This window comes from Rhodococcoides corynebacterioides (assembly GCF_019834675.1).
GTDB lineage: Bacteria > Actinomycetota > Actinomycetes > Mycobacteriales > Mycobacteriaceae > Rhodococcoides > Rhodococcoides corynebacterioides_A.
The window spans coordinates 15,103-32,531 of record NZ_JABUBU010000029.1 but is presented as its reverse complement, the minus strand read 5'-3'; the positions used below and the strand labels follow the sequence as shown (position 1 = coordinate 32,531).

General features: G+C 70.1%; 18 protein-coding genes and 2 tRNA genes. 9 read left to right on the top strand and 11 right to left on the bottom strand.

The window, feature by feature from the left end; genetic code table 11:
• The first annotated feature begins 44 nt into the window (after nucleotides 1-44).
• Nucleotides 45-884: a catechol 1,2-dioxygenase gene (catA, locus tag HQ603_RS17615; RefSeq protein ID WP_222686044.1), complete on the top strand. Its 840-nt coding sequence runs from the start codon at nucleotides 45-47 to the stop codon at nucleotides 882-884.
• A 4-nt stretch (nucleotides 885-888) separates the two neighbouring features.
• Nucleotides 889-1,173, top strand: a complete 285-nt coding sequence (catC, locus tag HQ603_RS17610; protein WP_068100091.1) for a muconolactone Delta-isomerase — start codon at nucleotides 889-891, stop codon at nucleotides 1,171-1,173.
• Nucleotides 1,174-1,236: 63 nt separating this feature from the next.
• Here the strand turns inward: catC and clpX are convergent, their stop codons facing one another.
• The 5 genes from clpX to HQ603_RS17585 all read right to left on the bottom strand — a co-directional run bounded on the left by clpX (nucleotide 1,237) and on the right by HQ603_RS17585 (nucleotide 5,793).
• The gene (gene clpX / locus HQ603_RS17605; protein ID WP_222686043.1) at nucleotides 1,237-2,517 is read right to left on the bottom strand and encodes an ATP-dependent Clp protease ATP-binding subunit ClpX; all 1,281 of its coding nucleotides are present in this window, start codon (nucleotides 2,515-2,517) and stop codon (nucleotides 1,237-1,239) included.
• A gap of 218 nt (nucleotides 2,518-2,735) precedes the next feature.
• Nucleotides 2,736-3,407: an ATP-dependent Clp protease proteolytic subunit gene (locus tag HQ603_RS17600; protein WP_261774017.1), complete on the bottom strand. Its 672-nt coding sequence runs from the start codon at nucleotides 3,405-3,407 to the stop codon at nucleotides 2,736-2,738.
• A 67-nt stretch (nucleotides 3,408-3,474) separates the two neighbouring features.
• Nucleotides 3,475-4,092 (bottom strand): ATP-dependent Clp protease proteolytic subunit, encoded by a 618-nt coding sequence (locus HQ603_RS17595; RefSeq protein WP_280141905.1) that lies wholly within the window; start codon nucleotides 4,090-4,092, stop codon nucleotides 3,475-3,477.
• Nucleotides 4,093-4,288: 196 nt separating this feature from the next.
• Complete coding sequence (tig, locus tag HQ603_RS17590; protein ID WP_371831072.1) at nucleotides 4,289-5,662, bottom strand: trigger factor; 1,374 nt, start codon at nucleotides 5,660-5,662, stop codon at nucleotides 4,289-4,291.
• 57 nt (nucleotides 5,663-5,719) lie between these two features.
• A tRNA-Pro gene (locus HQ603_RS17585) sits at nucleotides 5,720-5,793 on the bottom strand.
• Between the two features lie 189 nt (nucleotides 5,794-5,982).
• On the opposite strand from HQ603_RS17585, the gene HQ603_RS17580 reads away from it, so the two are divergent.
• Nucleotides 5,983-6,056: transfer RNA gene (locus HQ603_RS17580), tRNA-Gly, on the top strand.
• A gap of 72 nt (nucleotides 6,057-6,128) precedes the next feature.
• On the opposite strand, the gene HQ603_RS17575 is transcribed toward HQ603_RS17580, so the two are convergent.
• Complete coding sequence (locus HQ603_RS17575; protein WP_222686041.1) at nucleotides 6,129-6,704, bottom strand: STAS domain-containing protein; 576 nt, start codon at nucleotides 6,702-6,704, stop codon at nucleotides 6,129-6,131.
• Between the two features lie 266 nt (nucleotides 6,705-6,970).
• Here HQ603_RS17575 and HQ603_RS17570 point away from each other — a divergent pair, with 266 nt between their 5' ends.
• From HQ603_RS17570 to HQ603_RS17555, 4 genes are all read left to right on the top strand, one after another.
• Entirely contained in the window at nucleotides 6,971-7,882 is a 912-nt protein-coding gene (locus tag HQ603_RS17570) for a universal stress protein (protein ID WP_222686040.1), read from the top strand.
• Nucleotides 7,879-9,183: an EAL domain-containing protein gene (locus HQ603_RS17565; protein ID WP_222686039.1), complete on the top strand. Its 1,305-nt coding sequence runs from the start codon at nucleotides 7,879-7,881 to the stop codon at nucleotides 9,181-9,183. The genes HQ603_RS17570 and HQ603_RS17565 overlap by 4 nt, the downstream gene beginning before the upstream one ends.
• 21 nt (nucleotides 9,184-9,204) lie before the next feature.
• Nucleotides 9,205-10,224: an iron-containing redox enzyme family protein gene (locus HQ603_RS17560; RefSeq protein ID WP_261774023.1), complete on the top strand. Its 1,020-nt coding sequence runs from the start codon at nucleotides 9,205-9,207 to the stop codon at nucleotides 10,222-10,224.
• 67 nt (nucleotides 10,225-10,291) lie between these two features.
• Nucleotides 10,292-11,122: a DUF1542 domain-containing protein gene (locus tag HQ603_RS17555; protein ID WP_222686037.1), complete on the top strand. Its 831-nt coding sequence runs from the start codon at nucleotides 10,292-10,294 to the stop codon at nucleotides 11,120-11,122.
• Here the strand turns inward: HQ603_RS17555 and HQ603_RS17550 are convergent.
• Entirely contained in the window at nucleotides 11,119-11,913 is a 795-nt protein-coding gene (locus HQ603_RS17550) for an Fpg/Nei family DNA glycosylase (protein WP_222677748.1), read from the bottom strand. The genes HQ603_RS17555 and HQ603_RS17550 overlap by 4 nt on opposite strands.
• Nucleotides 11,914-11,947: 34 nt before the next feature.
• A complete protein-coding gene (locus tag HQ603_RS17545) occupies nucleotides 11,948-12,439 on the bottom strand; it encodes a ribose-5-phosphate isomerase (RefSeq protein ID WP_068100075.1) in 492 nt (163 codons plus the stop codon).
• Nucleotides 12,440-12,455: 16 nt separating this feature from the next.
• Here HQ603_RS17545 and HQ603_RS17540 point away from each other — a divergent pair, with 16 nt between their 5' ends.
• Nucleotides 12,456-13,148 carry a DUF429 domain-containing protein gene (locus HQ603_RS17540; protein WP_308126599.1) on the top strand — a complete coding sequence of 231 codons (693 nt, stop codon included), beginning with the start codon at nucleotides 12,456-12,458 and terminating at the stop codon, nucleotides 13,146-13,148.
• 75 nt (nucleotides 13,149-13,223) lie between these two features.
• On the opposite strand, the gene HQ603_RS17535 is transcribed toward HQ603_RS17540, so the two are convergent.
• Nucleotides 13,224-13,835, bottom strand: a complete 612-nt coding sequence (locus HQ603_RS17535; RefSeq protein ID WP_308126598.1) for a mycothiol-dependent nitroreductase Rv2466c family protein — start codon at nucleotides 13,833-13,835, stop codon at nucleotides 13,224-13,226.
• 187 nt (nucleotides 13,836-14,022) lie between these two features.
• On the opposite strand from HQ603_RS17535, the gene pepN reads away from it, so the two are divergent.
• Entirely contained in the window at nucleotides 14,023-16,623 is a 2,601-nt protein-coding gene (gene pepN / locus HQ603_RS17530; RefSeq protein ID WP_222686035.1) for an aminopeptidase N, read from the top strand.
• Between the two features lie 58 nt (nucleotides 16,624-16,681).
• On the opposite strand, the gene HQ603_RS17525 is transcribed toward pepN, so the two are convergent.
• Nucleotides 16,682-17,164 carry a DUF5130 family protein gene (locus tag HQ603_RS17525; RefSeq protein WP_222686034.1) on the bottom strand — a complete coding sequence of 161 codons (483 nt, stop codon included), beginning with the start codon at nucleotides 17,162-17,164 and terminating at the stop codon, nucleotides 16,682-16,684.
• Nucleotides 17,151-17,426, bottom strand: a complete 276-nt coding sequence (gene ctaJ / locus HQ603_RS17520; RefSeq protein WP_222686033.1) for an aa3-type cytochrome oxidase subunit CtaJ — start codon at nucleotides 17,424-17,426, stop codon at nucleotides 17,151-17,153. Before ctaJ ends, HQ603_RS17525 begins: the two co-directional genes overlap by 14 nt.
• Nucleotides 17,427-17,429 lie beyond the last annotated feature (3 nt).

Genomic DNA, 17,429 nt, shown 5'->3' with positions numbered 1-17,429 from the left:
CACCCCCCACCCCCCAGCCCGCAACCCGAACCGAAGGAACGCTCATGACCACCGCAACAGCCGCCGCCTCCGGCGCGAACGCCACCCAGCGATTCACCACCGACAAGGCGATGGCGGCGTCGACGCCGCCGGAACGCGTCAGCCTCCTGGCCCGCGAGGTGCTGGGGGCCGTGCACCGCACGGTGCGCGAGCACAAGGTGACCTACGAGGAGTACAACGCCCTCAAGGCGTGGCTCATCGCCGTCGGACAGGACGGTGAGTGGCCGCTGTTCCTCGACGTGTGGGTCGAGCACGTCGTGGAGGAAGTCGCCAGCGAGACCCGGGACGGCAGCAAGGGCACCATCGAGGGGCCCTACTACGTGCCGAACGCACCCGAACTCGGCAGCGACGCAACGCTTCCCACCCGCGAGAACGAGCAGGGCACGCCGCTGGTGTTCCAGGGTCAGGTCACCGGAGTCGACGGCAGCCCGCTTCCCGGTGCCGTCGTCGAGATCTGGCACGCCGACGCCGACGGCTTCTACTCCCAGTTCGCGCCCGGCATCCCGGAGTGGAACCTGCGCGGCACCGTCACGGCCGACGACAGCGGTCGGTTCCGCATCCGGACGATGAAGCCGGCTCCGTACCAGATCCCCACGGACGGGGCGTGCGGCAAGCTCATCTCCGCGGCCGGCTGGCACCCGTGGCGACCGGCCCACCTGCACCTCAAGGTCGGCGCGGCGGGCCACCAGCAGATCACCACGCAGCTCTACTTCCCCGGCGACGCCCACAACGACGACGACGTCGCCAGCGCCGTCAAGCCCGAGCTGGTGCTCGACCCGCAGGACGTCGACGGCGGCCAGGAGGTCACGTACGACTTCGTCCTCGACCGCGCCGATCGGGCCTGAAGCGATGCTGTTCGCCGTGACCATGGACGTCGCGATCCCGCACGATCTGGATCCCGACGTCCGCGCCGACACCCTCGCGCGGGAGAAGGCGTACTCGCAGGACCTCCAGCGCGGCGGTGAGTGGGTGAGCATCTGGCGGTGCGTCGGCCAGTACTCCAACCTGTCGATCTTCGACGTCGCCGACAACGCCCGCCTGCACGAGATCCTCTGGAATCTGCCGCTGTTCCCGTACATGACCATCGCGGTCACGCCGCTGGCGCAGCACCCGTCGGACATCGCCGCGGGCTGAGCCACCCTCGACACGACGCGAGCCCCCGATCCGTACGGATCGGGGGCTCGCGTCGTGCGCGGGTCAGGCGCTCTTGTTGCGCCGCTCCGGCCGGTCGGGCTTGCGCGGGACAATGGTCGGCAACACGTTGTCGTTCACCGTCTCCGCCGTCACCACCACCTTGGCGACGTCGTCCCGACTGGGGATGTCGAACATCACCGGGTTCAGGACTTCCTCCATGATCGCCCGCAGACCGCGGGCGCCGGTGCCCCGGTGGATCGCCTGCTCCGCCATCGCGTCGAGCGCGTCGGAGGTGAACTCGAGTTCCACCCCGTCCATGTCGAACAGCCGGGTGTACTGCTTGACCAGCGCGTTCTTCGGCTCGGACAGGATGGTGACCAAAGAGTCCTTGTCCAGGTTGGTCACCGAGGCGACGACCGGCAGACGGCCGATGAACTCCGGGATGAGACCGAACTTGATCAGATCCTCCGGCATGACCTCGGCGAAGTGATCCTGCGTGTCGATCTCCGCCTTCGATCGCACCTCGGCACCGAAGCCGACACCGCGCTTGCCCACGCGGTCCGACACGATCTTCTCGAGTCCGGCGAAGGCGCCGGCCACGATGAAGAGCACGTTGGTGGTGTCGATCTGGATGAATTCCTGGTGCGGGTGCTTGCGTCCACCCTGCGGCGGCACGCTGGCCTGCGTCCCCTCGAGGATCTTCAGCAGTGCCTGCTGCACACCCTCACCCGACACGTCGCGGGTGATCGACGGGTTCTCGCTCTTGCGGGCGATCTTGTCGACCTCGTCGATGTAGATGATGCCGGTCTCGGCGCGCTTGACGTCGTAGTCCGCGGCCTGGATCAGCTTGAGCAGGATGTTCTCGACGTCCTCACCGACGTATCCCGCCTCGGTGAGCGCGGTGGCGTCGGCGATGGCGAACGGCACGTTCAGCATCTTTGCCAGCGTCTGCGCGAGGTAGGTCTTGCCGCAGCCCGTGGGGCCGAGCATGAGGATGTTGGACTTGGCCAGTTCGACGGACTCACCACGCGAATCACGGGCCTTGTCCCCGGCCTGGATGCGCTTGTAGTGGTTGTAGACCGCGACGGCGAGACGACGCTTGGCGGCGTCCTGGCCGATGACGTAGTTCTCGAGGAAGTCGCGGATCTCCGCGGGCTTGGGCAGCTCGTCGAGCTTGACCTCGCTGGACTCGGCCAGCTCTTCCTCGATGATCTCGTTGCAGAGGTCGATGCACTCGTCGCAGATGTAGACGCCGGGACCGGCGATGAGCTTCTTGACCTGCTTCTGACTCTTCCCGCAGAAGGAGCACTTCAGCAGGTCGCCACCGTCTCCGATGCGTGCCATGGGGATCGATCCTCACTTGTCGTTCGAATTCGGCCACCCGTGGGTGCCGACGCGACGAGGCGACGGCCGGGAGCCGAACTTCTGCCTGCGACCGTACCCGTCCGCGCGGCGCACGGTCGAGATGTCGCGAGATCGTGTCGAGGTCCCGCCGCCCCGACCGGCCGCGACACGCTCCGGGTTCCCGGGCGTGTCGCGGGCGGGTCGATCAGCGGGGTCGATCAGCGGCGAGCCGAGAGCTTCCGGTACTCGAACACGGTGTCGATGATGCCGTAGTCCTTGGCTTCCTCGGCGGTGAGGATCTTGTCGCGGTCGGTGTCCTTGCGGATCACGTCGGCGTCCTTGCCGGTGTGGCGCCCCAAGGTGGTCTCCATGAGACGACGCATGCGCTCGATCTCCGCGGCCTGGATCTCGAGGTCGGACACCTGACCCTGCACACCGCCGGTGGACGGCTGGTGGATCAGGACGCGCGCGTTCGGCAGCGCCGCACGCTTGCCGGGTGCGCCCGCCGCCAGCAGCACCGCCGCGGCGGACGCCGCCTGGCCGAGGCACACCGTCGCCACATCGGCCCGCACGTACTGCATGGTGTCGTAGATGGCCATCAGCGAGGTGAACGAGCCACCGGGCGAGTTGATGTACATGGTGATGTCCCGGTCGGGATCGAGTCCCTCGAGCACCAGCAGCTGCGCCATGATGTCGTTCGCCGAGGCGTCGTCCACCTGCACGCCGAGGAAGATGATGCGCTCCTCGAACAGCTTGTTGTAGGGGTTGGACTCCTTGACGCCGTAGCTCGAGTGCTCCACGAACGACGGCAGGATGTAGCGCGAATCGGGTCCCGCCGGCGAGGTGGATCCCGGCGCGAAGGTCTTGCGAGGGTCGAACAGTTCTGTCATGGAAGTCTCCAGGTGTGAGAACGTGCCGCGAGCGGCGCGGAGGAGGGGTGGCGGGTTCCGCCGAGCGTCAGTTGTCGGCTCCGCTGGTGCCCCCGGCCTGCTGCGCACGGGTGATGACGTGGTCGACCATGCCGTACTCGAGAGCCTGCTGCGCCGTGAACCACCGGTCGCGGTCGGAGTCCTCGGTGACCTGCTCGAACGACTGCCCGGTGTGCTGGGCGATGAGCTCGGCCATCTCGCGCTTGGTCAGCGCGAACTGCTCGGCCATGATCGCGATGTCCGCGGCGCTGCCGCCGATACCGGCGGAGGGCTGGTGCATCATGATGCGCGCGTGCGGCAGGGCGTAGCGCTTGCCCTTGGTGCCCGCCGTCAGCAGGAACTGGCCCATCGAGGCCGCGAGTCCCATCGCGTAGGTGGCGACGTCGCACTCGGCGAAGTTCATGGTGTCGTAGATCGCCATGCCGGCGGACACCGAACCGCCCGGCGAGTTGATGTAGAGGGCGATGTCGCGCGTGGGGTCCTCCGCGGACAGCAGCAGGATCTGCGCGCAGAGCTTGTTGGCGATGTCGTCGTCGACCTGGGTGCCGAGGAAGATGATGCGCTCGCGCAGCAGCCGCTCGTAGACGGAATCGGAGAGGTTGAGTCCGGCGGTCGCGGACGTCATGACCGGAGCGGCCTGGTGGATCGATCCCGCGGGGCCGGACTTACCGACCGGGTTCGTGCTGGTCACGTTACCTGCCTTCTGGTGCTCGGATGGTGCTCGTGGTGTTGTCTCGTCCGACGCGGCGGGGAGGAGCTGCCGCACGCCTTCTCGACATCGACACTAACGAAGGACGGCGGCTCCGGAGTCCCGGAACCGCCGTCGTTCGCTGTCAGCGTTATTACTGCTCGGCGGCCGTGTCCTCGCCGCTCTCGGTGCTGCTCTCGTCACCGTCGGGCTCGCCGAACAGTTCCTTGGTGTCGACGGCCGCACCGGCGGTGTCGGTCACCTGCACGCGATCGACGATCGCGGCGAGGGCCTTGCTGCGGCGGATGTCCGCGAACAGGGCGGGCAGCTGGTTGGCCTGCTGCACCTGCTGGATGAACTGCTCGGGCGCGATGCCGTACCGCTGCGCCTGGAACACGATGTTCTGCGTCAGCTCGTCCTGGCCCACCTGGACCGACTCGGCGTCGGCGACGGTGTCGAGCAGCAGCTGCGTCTTCACCGACTTCTCCGCGTTGGCCTTGGCCTCGGCGTCGAACTCCTCGCGCGAGGAGCCGGCCGCGGTGAGCTGCTCGGCGAGCTTGTCCTCGTCGTGGTCGAGCGGGTGGATCGCGTCGTGCAGGGCGGAGTCGACCTCGGCCTTGACGAAGGCCTCGGGCACGGGCACCTCGGTCTGCTCCAGGAGCGCCTCGAGCACCTTGTCCCGGATCTGCCCGGCCTGCTCGACCTTCTTGACGCGTCCGACGCGCTCGCGCAGGTCGGCCATGAGCTCGTCGAACGTGTCGAACTGGCTGGCCAGCTGCGCGAACTCGTCGTCGGGCTCCGGCAGCTCCCGCTCCTTGATCGACCGGACCGTCACGGTCACCACGGCCTCGCGACCGGCGTGCTCGCCGGCGAGGAGGGTGGTGCCGAACTCCTTCGACTCACCCACGGCGAGGCCGACGATGGCGTCGTCGAGACCCTCGATGAGCTGACCCGAGCCGACCTCGTGCGAGAGACCCTCGGTGGACGCCTCCTCGACGTTCTCGCCGTCGACCGTCGCGGACAGGTCGATGGAGACGAAGTCACCGGTCTGCGCGGGACGCTCGACGCCGGTGAGGGTGCCGAACCGCTGGCGCAGCGACAGCAGCTGCTCGTCGACGGCCTCGTCGGTGATCTCCACCGGGTCGACGGTCACGGTCAGCTTCGAGAAGTCGGGCAGCGTGATCTCGGGGCGGACGTCGACCTCGGCGGTGAACGCGATCTCCTCGCCGTCCTCGAGCTTGGTGATCTCGATGTCCGGCTGGCCGAGCGGCTTGAGCTCGGTCGAGTTCAGCGCGTCGTTGTACTTGCCGGGCAGAGCGTCGTTGACCACCTGGTTCAGGACGTTCGCCCGACCCACACGCGCCTCGAGCAGCTTGGCCGGCGCCTTGCCGGGCCGGAAGCCGGGCAGACGGATCTGCTGGGCGAGCGTCTTGTACGCGCGATCGAAATCAGGCTTGAGCTCCTCGAAGGGCACCTCAACGTTGATACGGACTCGCGTCGGGCTGAGCTGCTCGACGGTGCTCTTCACGGACATGGCTCCTTCGTGTGGTTCGTCGGGTGTTCTCGGGCCCGGGCCCGGTCGGGGTCGGGATGACAGGATTCGAACCTGCGACCCTCCGCTCCCAAAGCGGATGCGCTACCAAGCTGCGCCACATCCCGTTCACGTGCAGGGCAGGCGTCCGGCGCGCCCGGGGTGCGGCACGCGTCGGACCGAAGTCCTTGCGCGGTCGATCCTACGGTGAGTGCGCAGGCACGGTCGACGCCGGGCCGATTTTCGAATCCCGCGCGGGGTTCGGTACAGTCTTCTCGCAGGCGACGGGTCGGCGATCCCGAACTCGCCGTCGGCATGCGGGCGTAGCTCAATGGTAGAGCCTCAGTCTTCCAAACTGATTACGCGGGTTCGATTCCCGTCGCCCGCTCCACGAACAGCCGTACGGCCCCGAACTCCGCGGAGTTCGGGGCCGTACGTCGTTTCCGGCGAGCGGGACCGGCGGTCAGCCGACCTCGGAGAACAGCTCGTCGTCGGTGAAGGATTCCACGGCCTCGTCGACGGTCTCGAAGACCGTGATGGGCGAGCAGACACCGAGCAGGCCGAGCGGGCGACGGACGGCCGGGTGCACGGCGACCAGCGCGATGGGGCGGGCGGCCACGGCCGACGCCGCGTCGAGCAGCAGGACCGCGCCGGCCGAGCCGAGGAAGGTCACGTCCGTGAGGTCAAGGACGACGGCGTCCTCGCGACGGGCCGCGAGACGCACCAGGACGTCCCGCAACTCGGGAGTCGTGCCCAGGTCGATCTCGCCACCGATGGACAGCACCGTCACACCGTCGCGCACGTGGTCGACGACGGTCAGATCGGCGACCCGCGCGACCTGCGCGACACCGGCCTCGGCACGATCGGTCGAGACGATGTCGGTGGTGAAGAAGTCGAGTGCGCTCATGGTGTGTGTCTCCCCTGTCGTCGTGCATTCCGGTCCGGGACCGGCATCGGTGTCGCGAATGGCGCTGGTCTGCACCAGGTGCGGCATGGGGCCGGCGGTTCCGGTGACGAGATCGCCGGACCCGATGGCCATGTCACTAGATTCGACCGCCGACATGTCAGGGCAGCGAGCGCAGCATCTCGATCCGATAACGAAGCAGTATCATCCAGATAAACACGTTGCGTTTGCAATCAGCGCGTTTCGCCCCGGCCGCGCCGCCGGGCGGCGACACTGATCACGGTCGCCGCCGGGCGGCGACACTGATTGCGGTCGCCGTCGGGCGGCGACTGGAAGCACGGTCGGGTTCGACGGGAGCACCGGCCGGTCGACGACGCGGGGAAGCCCGCACGGAGGTGGGCATGTCGGACAGGGGGCGGTCGGATGCGAGCACGGGGCGTCGCGGACCGGTGGTGGTGGGCGTCGACGGGTCGGCCGAGGCGCTCGACGCGGTCTCCTGGGCCGCGGACGTCGCGGGCCGGCAAGGGCTGGAGCTGACGGTCCTCACCGCGGTCGCGCCCACCGTGCACGTCGCCGCGACGATCGACGCCCCGCCGGGATCGTCCGCGTCAGCACTCCTCGATCGCGCCCGCGACGTCGCCGCCGACCGACTCGGCGACGCCCGGGTGCACGTATCCGCGGTGACCGACCACGGCACGCCCGCCGGTGTCCTCGTCGACCACTCCGAGTCCGCGTCGCTCGTGGTGGTCGGGACGCGGGGTCTCGGGGAGTTCACCGGCGGTCTGTCCGGTTCCGTGAGCACGGCCGTGGCCACCCACGCCCGGTGCGCGGTCGCCGTCGTCCCGGCCGGGTCGTCGCGAGCCGACGGACCGGTGGTGGTGGGCGTCGACGGCACGGCGAACAGCATGCCCGCCCTGCGCTTCGCCTTCGCCGCCGCCGCGGCCCGCGGGCTGCGCCTGGTCGCGGTGCACGCCTGGAGCGACATCGACGTTCCCCAGCCCGACGGCGCCGACGGCGGGCCCCACACGGAGGTCGGGGAGCAGGCCACCCTGGCCGAGTCCCTGGCGGGTTTCGCCGAGGACAACCCGACGGTCGAGGTGGACCGCGTCGTCGTCCGCGATCGGCCGGTCCGCGAACTCGTCGCCCGATCCGCCGACGCCTCGATGGTCGTCGTCGGACGCCGTGGTCGCGGCGGCTTCCGCTCCCTCCTGCTGGGCTCGACCTCGCGGGCGGTGCTGCACTCGGTCGACGTCCCGGTCGTGGTCGTCCCGGGAGACACGAGCCCCACCGCCGCGCGAGACGAGACCGCGTGACCTTGGTCCTTCCGGACGTCGTCGAGGTGCATTCGCTGTACCAACCCGTGGTGGACCTGATGACGAGGTCGATGGTGGGCGTCGAGGCCCTCGCCCGCGGACCGGCGGGAACGCCCTTCGAGAAACCGGACGACCTCTTCGCCGCAGCTCGGGCCGCGGGACGCCTCCGCGAGATCGACTGGCTCTGCCGCATCAGCGCACTGCGCGGAGCCCTCGCGGCGCCCCTCCCGCCGGGCCAGCTGTTGTTCGTCAACATCGAGCCGGGCGCCACGACGGGACCGATCCCCCGCGAGGCGGACGATCTCATCCGTCGGGCCGCCGCGATGTCGGTCGTCGTGGAGATCACCGAGCGCGACCTCCTCCTGAACCCCGCGGCACTGCTCCGCGCGGTCGATCGAGTCCGCAGCCAGGGGTGGTTGGTCGCGGTCGACGACGTCGGGGCCGACACCGCCTCGCTGGCGCTGCTCCCGTTTCTCGAGCCCGACGTGATCAAGCTCGCCATGTCCTTCACCCAGTCGCGGGCGGCCGACGACACCGCCTCGGTGATTTCGGCCGTCGCGGCCGAGTCGGGGCGCACCGGTGCCCGCGTGCTGGCGGAGGGCATCGAGACCGAGCATCACCTCGGACTGGCTCTCGACATGGGCGCGAGCCTGGGTCAGGGCTTCCTGTTCGGCGAGCCCGCGCCGCTCCCCCGCCGCGCTCCGGACGCGATCGACGCGGTCACCTCCCCCGACACGAGCCCCGACACGAGCCCCGACACCGCCCCTGTGGGTACCGCGGTCGGCATCACCGTGCGGGGGCGACCCGGAGGCACACCGTTCACGATCGGCGCGGCGTCCGGTCGAGTGCAGCGGGCGGACGGCGAGCTCGTCGTGTCCCTGTCCCGGCAGCTCGAGCGCCAGGCGGTGGCGATGGGTCCGTCGACGATCGTCGTCATGAGCATCCCGTTCCTGTTCCCGCTCGACGCCGGGGCGATCGACGGGGCGCGCGGCGTGGCCCGATCGGGCGCCCTGGTCTCGGTGTTCGGCCGCGACGCGCACCGCGCCGCCCTGCCGTCGTTGCCGAACCTGCGCACCCTCGACGTCTCACCGGACGATCCGATCGCCGACGAGTTCACGCTCATCGTCGTCAGCCCGCACCTCACGGCCGGCCTGCTGTCCCGCGTCGTGGTCGACGGCCCCGCGCCGGGCTTCGACTACCGCCTGACCTACGACCGCACGGTGGTCCTCGACGCCGCGTCGTACCTGTTGGACCGCACCTCGGCGGCGCCGTCGATGTTCGGACCCGCTGTGAACGGGTAGCCGCGACTGGTGACGTCCACTCTGTCTTCCGCCCCCACCTCCGACACCGCCGCGCTGCCCACCCCGCGTGGTCCACTGTCGGCCGCGGTGATCGGCGCCCTGGCGTCGACCCCCGATCAGGGGTCGACCGCCCTGGCCGCCCCGGACGGGTCCGCCGACGCCGCCGTCGCCGATGCGGATCCGTACGGCGACGATCTGCACCTCGCGCTGTACGTCTGCTACGAGTTGCACTACCGCAGCTTCACCGGCGTCGACGACGCCTGGGAATGGAACCCCGACCTGCTCCGTCTGCGCGGCCGGATGGAAGCGATCTTCCTCGACCACCTTCGCGCGCACGTGCCCACCGGTGGATCCGTGAACGACGAGATGGATGCCCTGGCCACCGAACACGTCGACGGCAGCGGCCCCTCGTACCACCTCCGCGATCACGGCACGGCCGAGCAGATGCGCGAGTACCTCGCCCACCGCTCGCTCTACCACCTCAAGGAGGCCGACCCGCACGCGTGGGCGATTCCGCGGCTGCAGGGGCAGGCCAAGGCGGCCTACGTCGCCGTGGAGTTCGACGAATTCGGCGGCGGACGCGGATCCCGCATGCATCAGGTGCTCTTCCGCGATCTCCTGGACGCCGCCGGCCTCGACTCGTCGTACCTCGGCTACCTCGATCACGTCGGGGCCCCGACCCTCGCGCCGGTCAACCTCATGTCCTTCTTCGGACTGCATCGTCGCTGGCGCGGCGCCGCGGCCGGGCACCTCGCCGCGACCGAGATCACCTCGTCGCCCGGGTCGTCGCGTCTGGTGACGGCACTCCGGCGGCTCGGCTTCGCCGAGCAGTGCGTGGCCTTCTACGCCGAGCACGTCGAGGCCGACGCGGTGCACGAGCAGGTGATGCGGCACGACGTCGTCGGCGACCTCGTGGCGAGCGACCCCGCTCTCGAGGCGGACGTCGTCTTCGGGATGCGCGCACTCGGGTACGTCGAGGACGTGCTCGCCGCGCACCTGATGGAGGCCTGGGCCGCAGCGCGCCCCAGCATCACACTCTGATCTGCGTCCGGTTCGTCCGTTTCGGGACCTCCGTACACTGGGATCCGAAGCCGACGATGGAGGAACGATGGAACCCCTGCTGCTGATCGTCGTCGTCATCGCCCTGGTGGGCGGCGTCGTGATGATCTCCCAGAAGAACACCGGCAAGCGCGAGGCCGCCGCCGTCGACGACGCGAAAGCCGATGCGCGGCAGGCGATCGAGCGGCTCGGCGGGCAGGTGTTCAATCTGGTCGGCAGCGACACCGCGTCCAAGCAGGCACTGGCCGACGCCTCCGAGCGCTACACCGCGGCGGGCTCGCAGATCGACCAGGCGCGCACCTCGGCCCAGGCACGGCTGGCGAAGCAGACCGCCCTCGAGGGCCTGTACTACATCCGTGCCGCCCGCCTCGCCATGGGCATGGACCCCGGCCCCGACGTGCCCACCATCGACGGCCAGAAGTCGGCCGGTGAGGTCACCGAGGAGCGCACCGTCGACTTCGAGGGCCGGCAGGTGACAGCCGCACCCGACCCGAGCGAGAAGACGCCGAACTACTACCCCGGTGGCCGCGTGGCCGGTCGTCCGGTGCCCGCCGGCTGGTATTCCGAGCCCTGGTGGAAGCCGGCCCTCGTCGCGGGCGCCTGGGGCGTCGGGTCGATGTTCCTGTTCTCCGCGATGTTCTCGGGCATGGGCGGCGTCCCGTACGACGCGCAGGCGTTCGAGAGCGGGTACGGCGACGGCTACGAGGACGGTATGAACGACGCCGGCGACGGTGGAGATGCCGGTGGTGACTACGGCGACGGCGGTGGCGACTTCGGCGATGCGGGCGGCGGCTACGACGGCGGCGGGGACTTCGGCGGCGGGGGCGGCGATTTCGGCGGCGGAGACTTCGGCGGCGGCGGGGACTTCGGCGGGTTCTAGTCCGCCTGGCAGGTCGGGCACCAGAAGAGGTTGCGGCCCTTCATGTCCTGCGTGCGGATCGGCGTTCCGCAGATCCGGCAGGGCAGCCCCGTCCGCTTGTACACGTAACTGCGCGGCCTTCCGGGTCCTCGGGAGGCCGCGCTGTCGTGTTCGGGGCGCAGGGTGACGATGCGCCCGCGCCGCACCCCGATCTTCATCAGCTCGACCAGGTCCACCCACATGGCGTTCCATCGCTCGGTGTCCAGTTTCTTGCCCGGCAGGAACGGGTCGACGCCGTGGCGGAAGAGCAACTCGGCGCGATAGACGTTGCCGATGCCGGCGATCACGTCCTGCTCCATCAGCAGCGCGCCGATGGCCACCGACGACTTGTGGATGCGGTGGAACGCCTTGTCCGGGTCGGACTCTCGGCGCAGCGGATCCGGGCCGAGCCGCGCCACCAGGGCATCGACGTCGGACTCGTCGTAGATCTCGCACCGGGTGGGGCCGCGCAGATCGGTGCCCTTGTCCCGGCCGACCAGGCGCATCCGCACCTGACCGACCGGGTCCTTCATGGGCACGGGTTGATCGGTGAACTTGCCGTAGAGACCGAGGTGCACGTGCACGATCGCGCCGTTGTCGTACCGATGCAGCAGATGCTTGCCCCACGCGTCGGCACGCAGCAGCACGTGACCGGTGACCCACTCCGCGCCCTCGACGAACCGCCCCTGCGGACTGGACACCTCGAGTTCCTGACCGGCGAAGGACTTCTGGTGTGCGCGGGCCAGACGGTGCAGGGTGTGACCCTCGGGCATGAGCGGTCCTGTCCGGTGAGAAGGGTGTGGGCCCTTACTGTTCGGAGCCGGCGGGCGCTCCGGGCACTGCCGGCGCGTCGCCCGTGCGCTCGTACTCGGCGAGGATGTCGATGCGGCGCTGGTGACGCTCCTCCCCGGACCACGGCGTCTCGAGGAACGCGTCCACGATGGCGAGGGCTTCGGGGAGAGTGTGCATCCGTCCACCGATGCCGATGAGCTGCGCCTTGTTGTGCTGGCGGGCCAGCTGCGCGGTCTCCACGCTCCACGCCAGCGCGCAACGGGCGCCGGGCACCTTGTTCGCGGCGATCTGCTCGCCGTTCCCGGACCCGCCGAGCACCAGGCCGAGGCTGTCCGGATCGGCGACCGTGCGGCGGGCGGCCTCGATGCAGAACGCCGGGTAGTCGTCGACGGCGTCGTAGGTGAACGCACCGCAGTCCACGGGCTCGTGCCCGGACTCGCGGAGGTGATCGATGATCTGATTCTTGAACTCGAAGCCGGCGTGATCGGCACCCAGGTAAACGCGCATGGCTAGAGTTTGACAGGTGCGCGGCACCGGCTCGGCTCCCGCTCCCCCGGTCGCGGGTGTGGACGGCGCCGCCGGCCGCTGGGTGGTGGCCGTTCTCGCCGAGCGCACCGTGCGGCTCCGGCTCGCCGAGTCTCCAGCCGACGTCCTGCGCGCCACCGCCGACTGCGCGGTGATCGGCGTCGACATGCCGCTGACGGTCCCGGTCGACGGGACGCGGGCGTCGGAGACCGCCCTGCGCGCGTTCCTCGGCCCGGCGCGCTCGTCGCTCTTCCCCACTCCCGTCGCGGACGCGGTCCGGGCGTCGTCGTACGAGGACGCCTGCGCGGCGTCGCGCGCCCGGACGGGCAAGGCGATCAGCAAGCAGGCCTGGTTCCTCTGCCGGCACATCCTGGACTGGTCGGCGGCCCTGGGCGCCGCACCGGACCGGAACCGGGTGATCGAGGTCCATCCCGAGTCGTCGTTCCGCGCTCTCGCGCCCGACGTGGCGTTCGGGTCGAAGAAGCGGGCGCGGGGCCTGGCGCAGCGCCTCGCGGCGCTGGGTGCCGTCGTCGACCTCGCCGACGTGCTGGCGGCCACGGCCGCCCTGGACGACGGCTTGGCCCTCGACGACGTTCTGGACGCGGTGGCCGCCGCGTGGTCGGCCGGACGGTGGCGAGACGGGGAGGCGCTGGTGTTCGGGGCGTCGGCCGACGACCGCATCGTGGTGTGACGTGCCGGGCCACGGGGCGGGGGCCGGCGCCGCAGCGCCGACCCCCGCCCGGAGTCGATCGAGAAACCCTGCCCCTCAGTCGAACTGCGGGTCCTCGTGACGAGTTCGCTTGAGCTCGAAGAAGTGCGGGTAAGAGGCGAAGATCACCGACGCGTCCCACAGCTTCCCGGCTTCCTCGCCGCGCGGAATGCGCGAGAGGACGGGCCCGAAGAACGCGACGCCGTTGACGTGGATGGTGGGGGTGCCGACGTCGTCGCCCACTTTGTCCATGCCGGCGTGGTGGCTCTCGCGCAGCGCGTCGTCGTACTCCGTGCTGTCGGCCGCGGACGCGAGCTCGGCGGGCAGATCCAGTGCGGCGAGGGAGGACTCGATCACGTTCGCGAAATCCTTGTTGCCCTCGTTGTGGATTCGCGTGCCCATCTCGGTGTAAAGGGGTTCGAGGATCTCGTCGCCCTTCTCCTGCGCGGCCGCGATGGCCACGCGCACCGGCCCCCACGCCTTCGTCATCAGCTCGCGGTACTCGTCGGGCAGGTCGCGTCCCTCGTTGAGCACCGCGAGGCTCATGACGTGGAAGTTCGTCTCGATGTCGCGGACCTTCGCGACCTCGAGGATCCACCGCGACGTGATCCAGCACCACGGGCAGAGAGGGTCGAACCAGAAATCCGCCACGTCCTTGGTCTCGCTCACATCTGTCCTTCCGTCGTGACCACTGTGTGCAGGTGCGCTCGCACCTGCACTGCGCGCCGATGCGCTCACACCTGTTTGTACCCGCATCGGACGGACCCGACATGATGGGATGTATCCAGCCCGTGCGGAGAGCACGAGAACCGTTCACATTCGGGCGTTCGTCCGCCCACGACCAGGAAGGGTGCACGTGGTTGCTCCCAATCTGACCCGCGACCAGGCAGAGACACGATCCGGCCTGATCTCGGTGTCGCACTACGCCATCGACCTCGATCTCACGGACTCGGCGGGAGGGCCGGGCGAGAAGACCTTCCGGTCGAGCACCACCGTGTCGTTCACCGCCACGCCGGGCGCGTCGACGTTCGTCGACATCGTGGCGGCCGGAATCCACTCCGCCACCCTCAACGGCACCGACCTCGACGTCGCGGACTACGACGAGTCCACCGGCATCGCCCTGCCGGACCTCGCCGAGACCAACGAGCTGACGGTCGTCGCCGACTGCGTCTACTCCCACACCGGCGAGGGGCTGCACCGGTTCGTCGACCCCGCCGACGGGTCGGTCTACCTCTACAGCCAGTTCGAGACGGCCGACGCCAAGCGCATGTTCGCCTGCTTCGACCAGCCGGACCTCAAGGCGACGTTCGCGCTGACGGTCACCGCGCCGTCGGGCTGGGCCGTGATCTCCAACGCGGCAGCCGGTGACACCGAGGCTGCCGGGGACGCTGCCGGGGTGCGCCACGTCTTCGAGACGACGCCCGTGATGAGCACCTACCTCGTCGCGCTGATCGCCGGTCCGTACGCCAAGTGGACCGACAGCTACAGCGACGACCACGGCACCATCCCGTTGGGCATCTACTGCCGCGCGTCGCTGGCCGACCACATGGACGCCGAGCGCCTCTTCACCGAGACCAAGCAGGGGTTCCGCTTCTACCACGACAACTTCGGGACGCCGTACGCCTTCGGCAAGTACGACCAGCTGTTCGTGCCGGAATTCAACGCGGGCGCGATGGAGAACGCGGGCGCCGTCACGTTCCTCGAGGACTACGTCTTCAGGTCCAAGGTGACGCGCTACTCCTACGAGCGCCGCGCGGAGACCGTGCTGCACGAGATGGCGCACATGTGGTTCGGCGACCTGGTCACCATGCGCTGGTGGGACGATCTGTGGCTCAACGAGTCCTTCGCCACCTTCGCGTCGGTGCTGTGCCAGGCCGAGGCGACGGAGTACACCAGCGCGTGGACGACGTTCGCCAACGTCGAGAAGTCGTGGGCGTACCGGCAGGACCAGTTGCCCTCGACGCACCCCATCGCCGCCGACATCCCCGACCTCGCGGCCGTGGAGGTGAACTTCGACGGCATCACGTACGCGAAGGGCGCCAGCGTGCTCAAGCAGCTGGTGGCCTACGTCGGGCTCGAGGACTTCCTCGCCGGCCTGCGCAGCTACTTCCGCGACCACGCCTACGGCAACGCGACGTTCGACGATCTGCTCTCGGCCCTCGAGACGGCGTCCGGGCGCGATCTGTCGGACTGGGGTGCCCAGTGGCTGCGCACCACGGGCCTGAACACCCTGACCCCGGAGTTCACCGTCGGCGACGACGGCACCTACACCGCGTTCACCGTCCTGCAGGGGCCGGCGGAACCCGGCGCGGGCGAGCGCCGCGTCCACCGCATCGCGGTCGGCGTGTACGACGACGACGCGGCCGGCAAGCTGGTCCGCACCCACCGCGTCGAACTCGATCTGGACGCGGCCGAGCGGACCGACGTGGCCGAGCTGGTGGGCGTCCCCGCGGGCCGTCTCGTCCTGGTCAACGACGACGACCTCACCTACTGCTCGCTGCGCCTGGACCCGGCGTCCCTCGAGACCCTGGTGGCGCGGATCGGCGACATCGCGGACTCGCTCCCCCGCACTCTGGCGTGGTCGGCGGCGTGGGAGATGACGCGTCAGGCCGAGATGACGGCGCGCGACTTCGTCGCGCTGGTGCTGCGCGGCGTCGACGCCGAGACGGAGGTGGGCGTGGTGCAGCGACTGCTGCTGCAGGCGCAGACCGCCATCGGCTCCTACGCCGACCCGACCTGGGCCGAGACCACCGGGTGGCCCGATTTCGCGGACCGGGTGCTGGAGCTCGCCCGCGCCGCCGAGCCCGGCTCCGACCACCAGCTCGCGCACGTCGGCGCGCTCGTGTCGTCGGTGCTCGCGGACCGGCACCTCGACGTGCTGCGCGCGCTGCTCGACGGCGACGCGGCGGGGCAGGGTCTGACGGGCCTCGCGGTGGACACCGACCTGCGGTGGCGCATCGTCACCGCGCTCGCTCGCAGCGGGGCCGTCGACACCGGCGACGAGACGCCGACGATCGACGCGGAGGCGGAGCGCGACAACACCGCGGCGGGCGCTAGGCACGCCGCGGCCGCGCGCGCCGCCCGGCCGCAGGCCGCGGTGAAGGAACGGGCCTGGACCTCGGTGATCGAGGACGACTCGCTGCCCAACATCACCGCACGCGCCATCATCGGCGCGTTCCCCGGCGTCGGCCAGGGCGAGTTGCTCGCGCCCTACGTCCAGCGGTACTTCGACGTCGTCGCCGACGTGTGGGCGCGCCGGTCCAGCGAGGTCGCGCAGACCGTCGTCGTGGGCCTGTACCCGTCCTGGGCGATCTCGGAGGATGCCGTCGCCGCGGCGGACGCGTTCCTGGCGGGCGACCATCCCCCGGCACTCGCGCGCCTGGTCGTCGAGGGCCGGGCCGGTGTGGTCCGCTCCCTGCGCGCCCGCGCCGCCGACCGGGCGGCCGCTTCCGCCTGACGACGCACGAGAGCCCGTCACCGATCGGTGACGGGCTCTCGGGTGTTCGGGGGGAGCGTCAGGCGGACGGGCTCGCGATCGCCGCGCTCATGACCCGGACGGCCGCGACGAGGCCGTCGATGAGGTCACCGTCGCGGAACGGGCTGAGCGCCGCGGTGACGCCGAGCTGGGCGATGCGATCGTCGACCCGGTGCGCGATGCCGCGGCCGGACCGGATCTCGATGACGCGCTGGTTCGGCGAGACCGCGATCAGCACGGAGTACGCGGATTCGGGGGCCGCGGCCAACGCCTGCTCCGCACCCACGGCGGGATCCGCGCCGAGGTCGCCGACGACGATGCTGAAACGGATACCGGTGCGACGCGTCGCCTCGATGAGCGTCTCGTCGAGCTGGATCAACTCGTCGGCCGCGAAGGGCGACAGGTCGGGGTTGGGCGTGCCCACCTGGTGCACGCCGGACACGCGACCGCTGGCCGTGACGACGTGGCCGACGGGCAGGTCCTCCTCGTTCACCGCACGATGCGCGAGTTCACCACTTGCCACTTGCCCGGCCTCCGATCAGTGCCTGCGAGCCCGCGGTGAGCTCGGCGTGTCCCGAGTGCGCAGCACCCGCTTGATGTGTGTACGGCGTGACCTCGTCCGTCGCCGTCCACAGCACCGGTGCGTGCGTCCAGGTCTGCCCCAAGCGGTAGGGAGCCGGACGCGGGGCCGGTGCGCGGGACGTGATCTTCGCGAAGACGAACAACGCGAGGAAGATGGCGAGCGGGATCAGTCCGAAGATCACCGTGGTTTCGAGGATGCTCACGCC

Excerpts from the sequence above, each read along its gene's own strand:
- catA (WP_222686044.1), top strand. The coding sequence starts at position 45 with ATGACCACCGCAACAGCCGCCGCCTCCGGCGCGAACGCCACCCAGCGA.
- HQ603_RS17545 (WP_068100075.1), bottom strand. The coding sequence starts at position 12,439 with ATGCGCGTTTACCTGGGTGCCGATCACGCCGGCTTCGAGTTCAAGAAT.
- HQ603_RS17600 (WP_261774017.1), bottom strand. The coding sequence starts at position 3,407 with ATGACAGAACTGTTCGACCCTCGCAAGACCTTCGCGCCGGGATCCACC.
- HQ603_RS17570 (WP_222686040.1), top strand. The coding sequence starts at position 6,971 with ATGTCGGACAGGGGGCGGTCGGATGCGAGCACGGGGCGTCGCGGACCG.
- HQ603_RS17550 (WP_222677748.1), bottom strand. The coding sequence starts at position 11,913 with ATGCCCGAGGGTCACACCCTGCACCGTCTGGCCCGCGCACACCAGAAG.
- HQ603_RS17575 (WP_222686041.1), bottom strand. The coding sequence starts at position 6,704 with ATGGCCATCGGGTCCGGCGATCTCGTCACCGGAACCGCCGGCCCCATG.
- clpX (WP_222686043.1), bottom strand. The coding sequence starts at position 2,517 with ATGGCACGCATCGGAGACGGTGGCGACCTGCTGAAGTGCTCCTTCTGC.
- HQ603_RS17555 (WP_222686037.1), top strand. The coding sequence starts at position 10,292 with ATGGAACCCCTGCTGCTGATCGTCGTCGTCATCGCCCTGGTGGGCGGC.
- catC (WP_068100091.1), top strand. The coding sequence starts at position 889 with ATGCTGTTCGCCGTGACCATGGACGTCGCGATCCCGCACGATCTGGAT.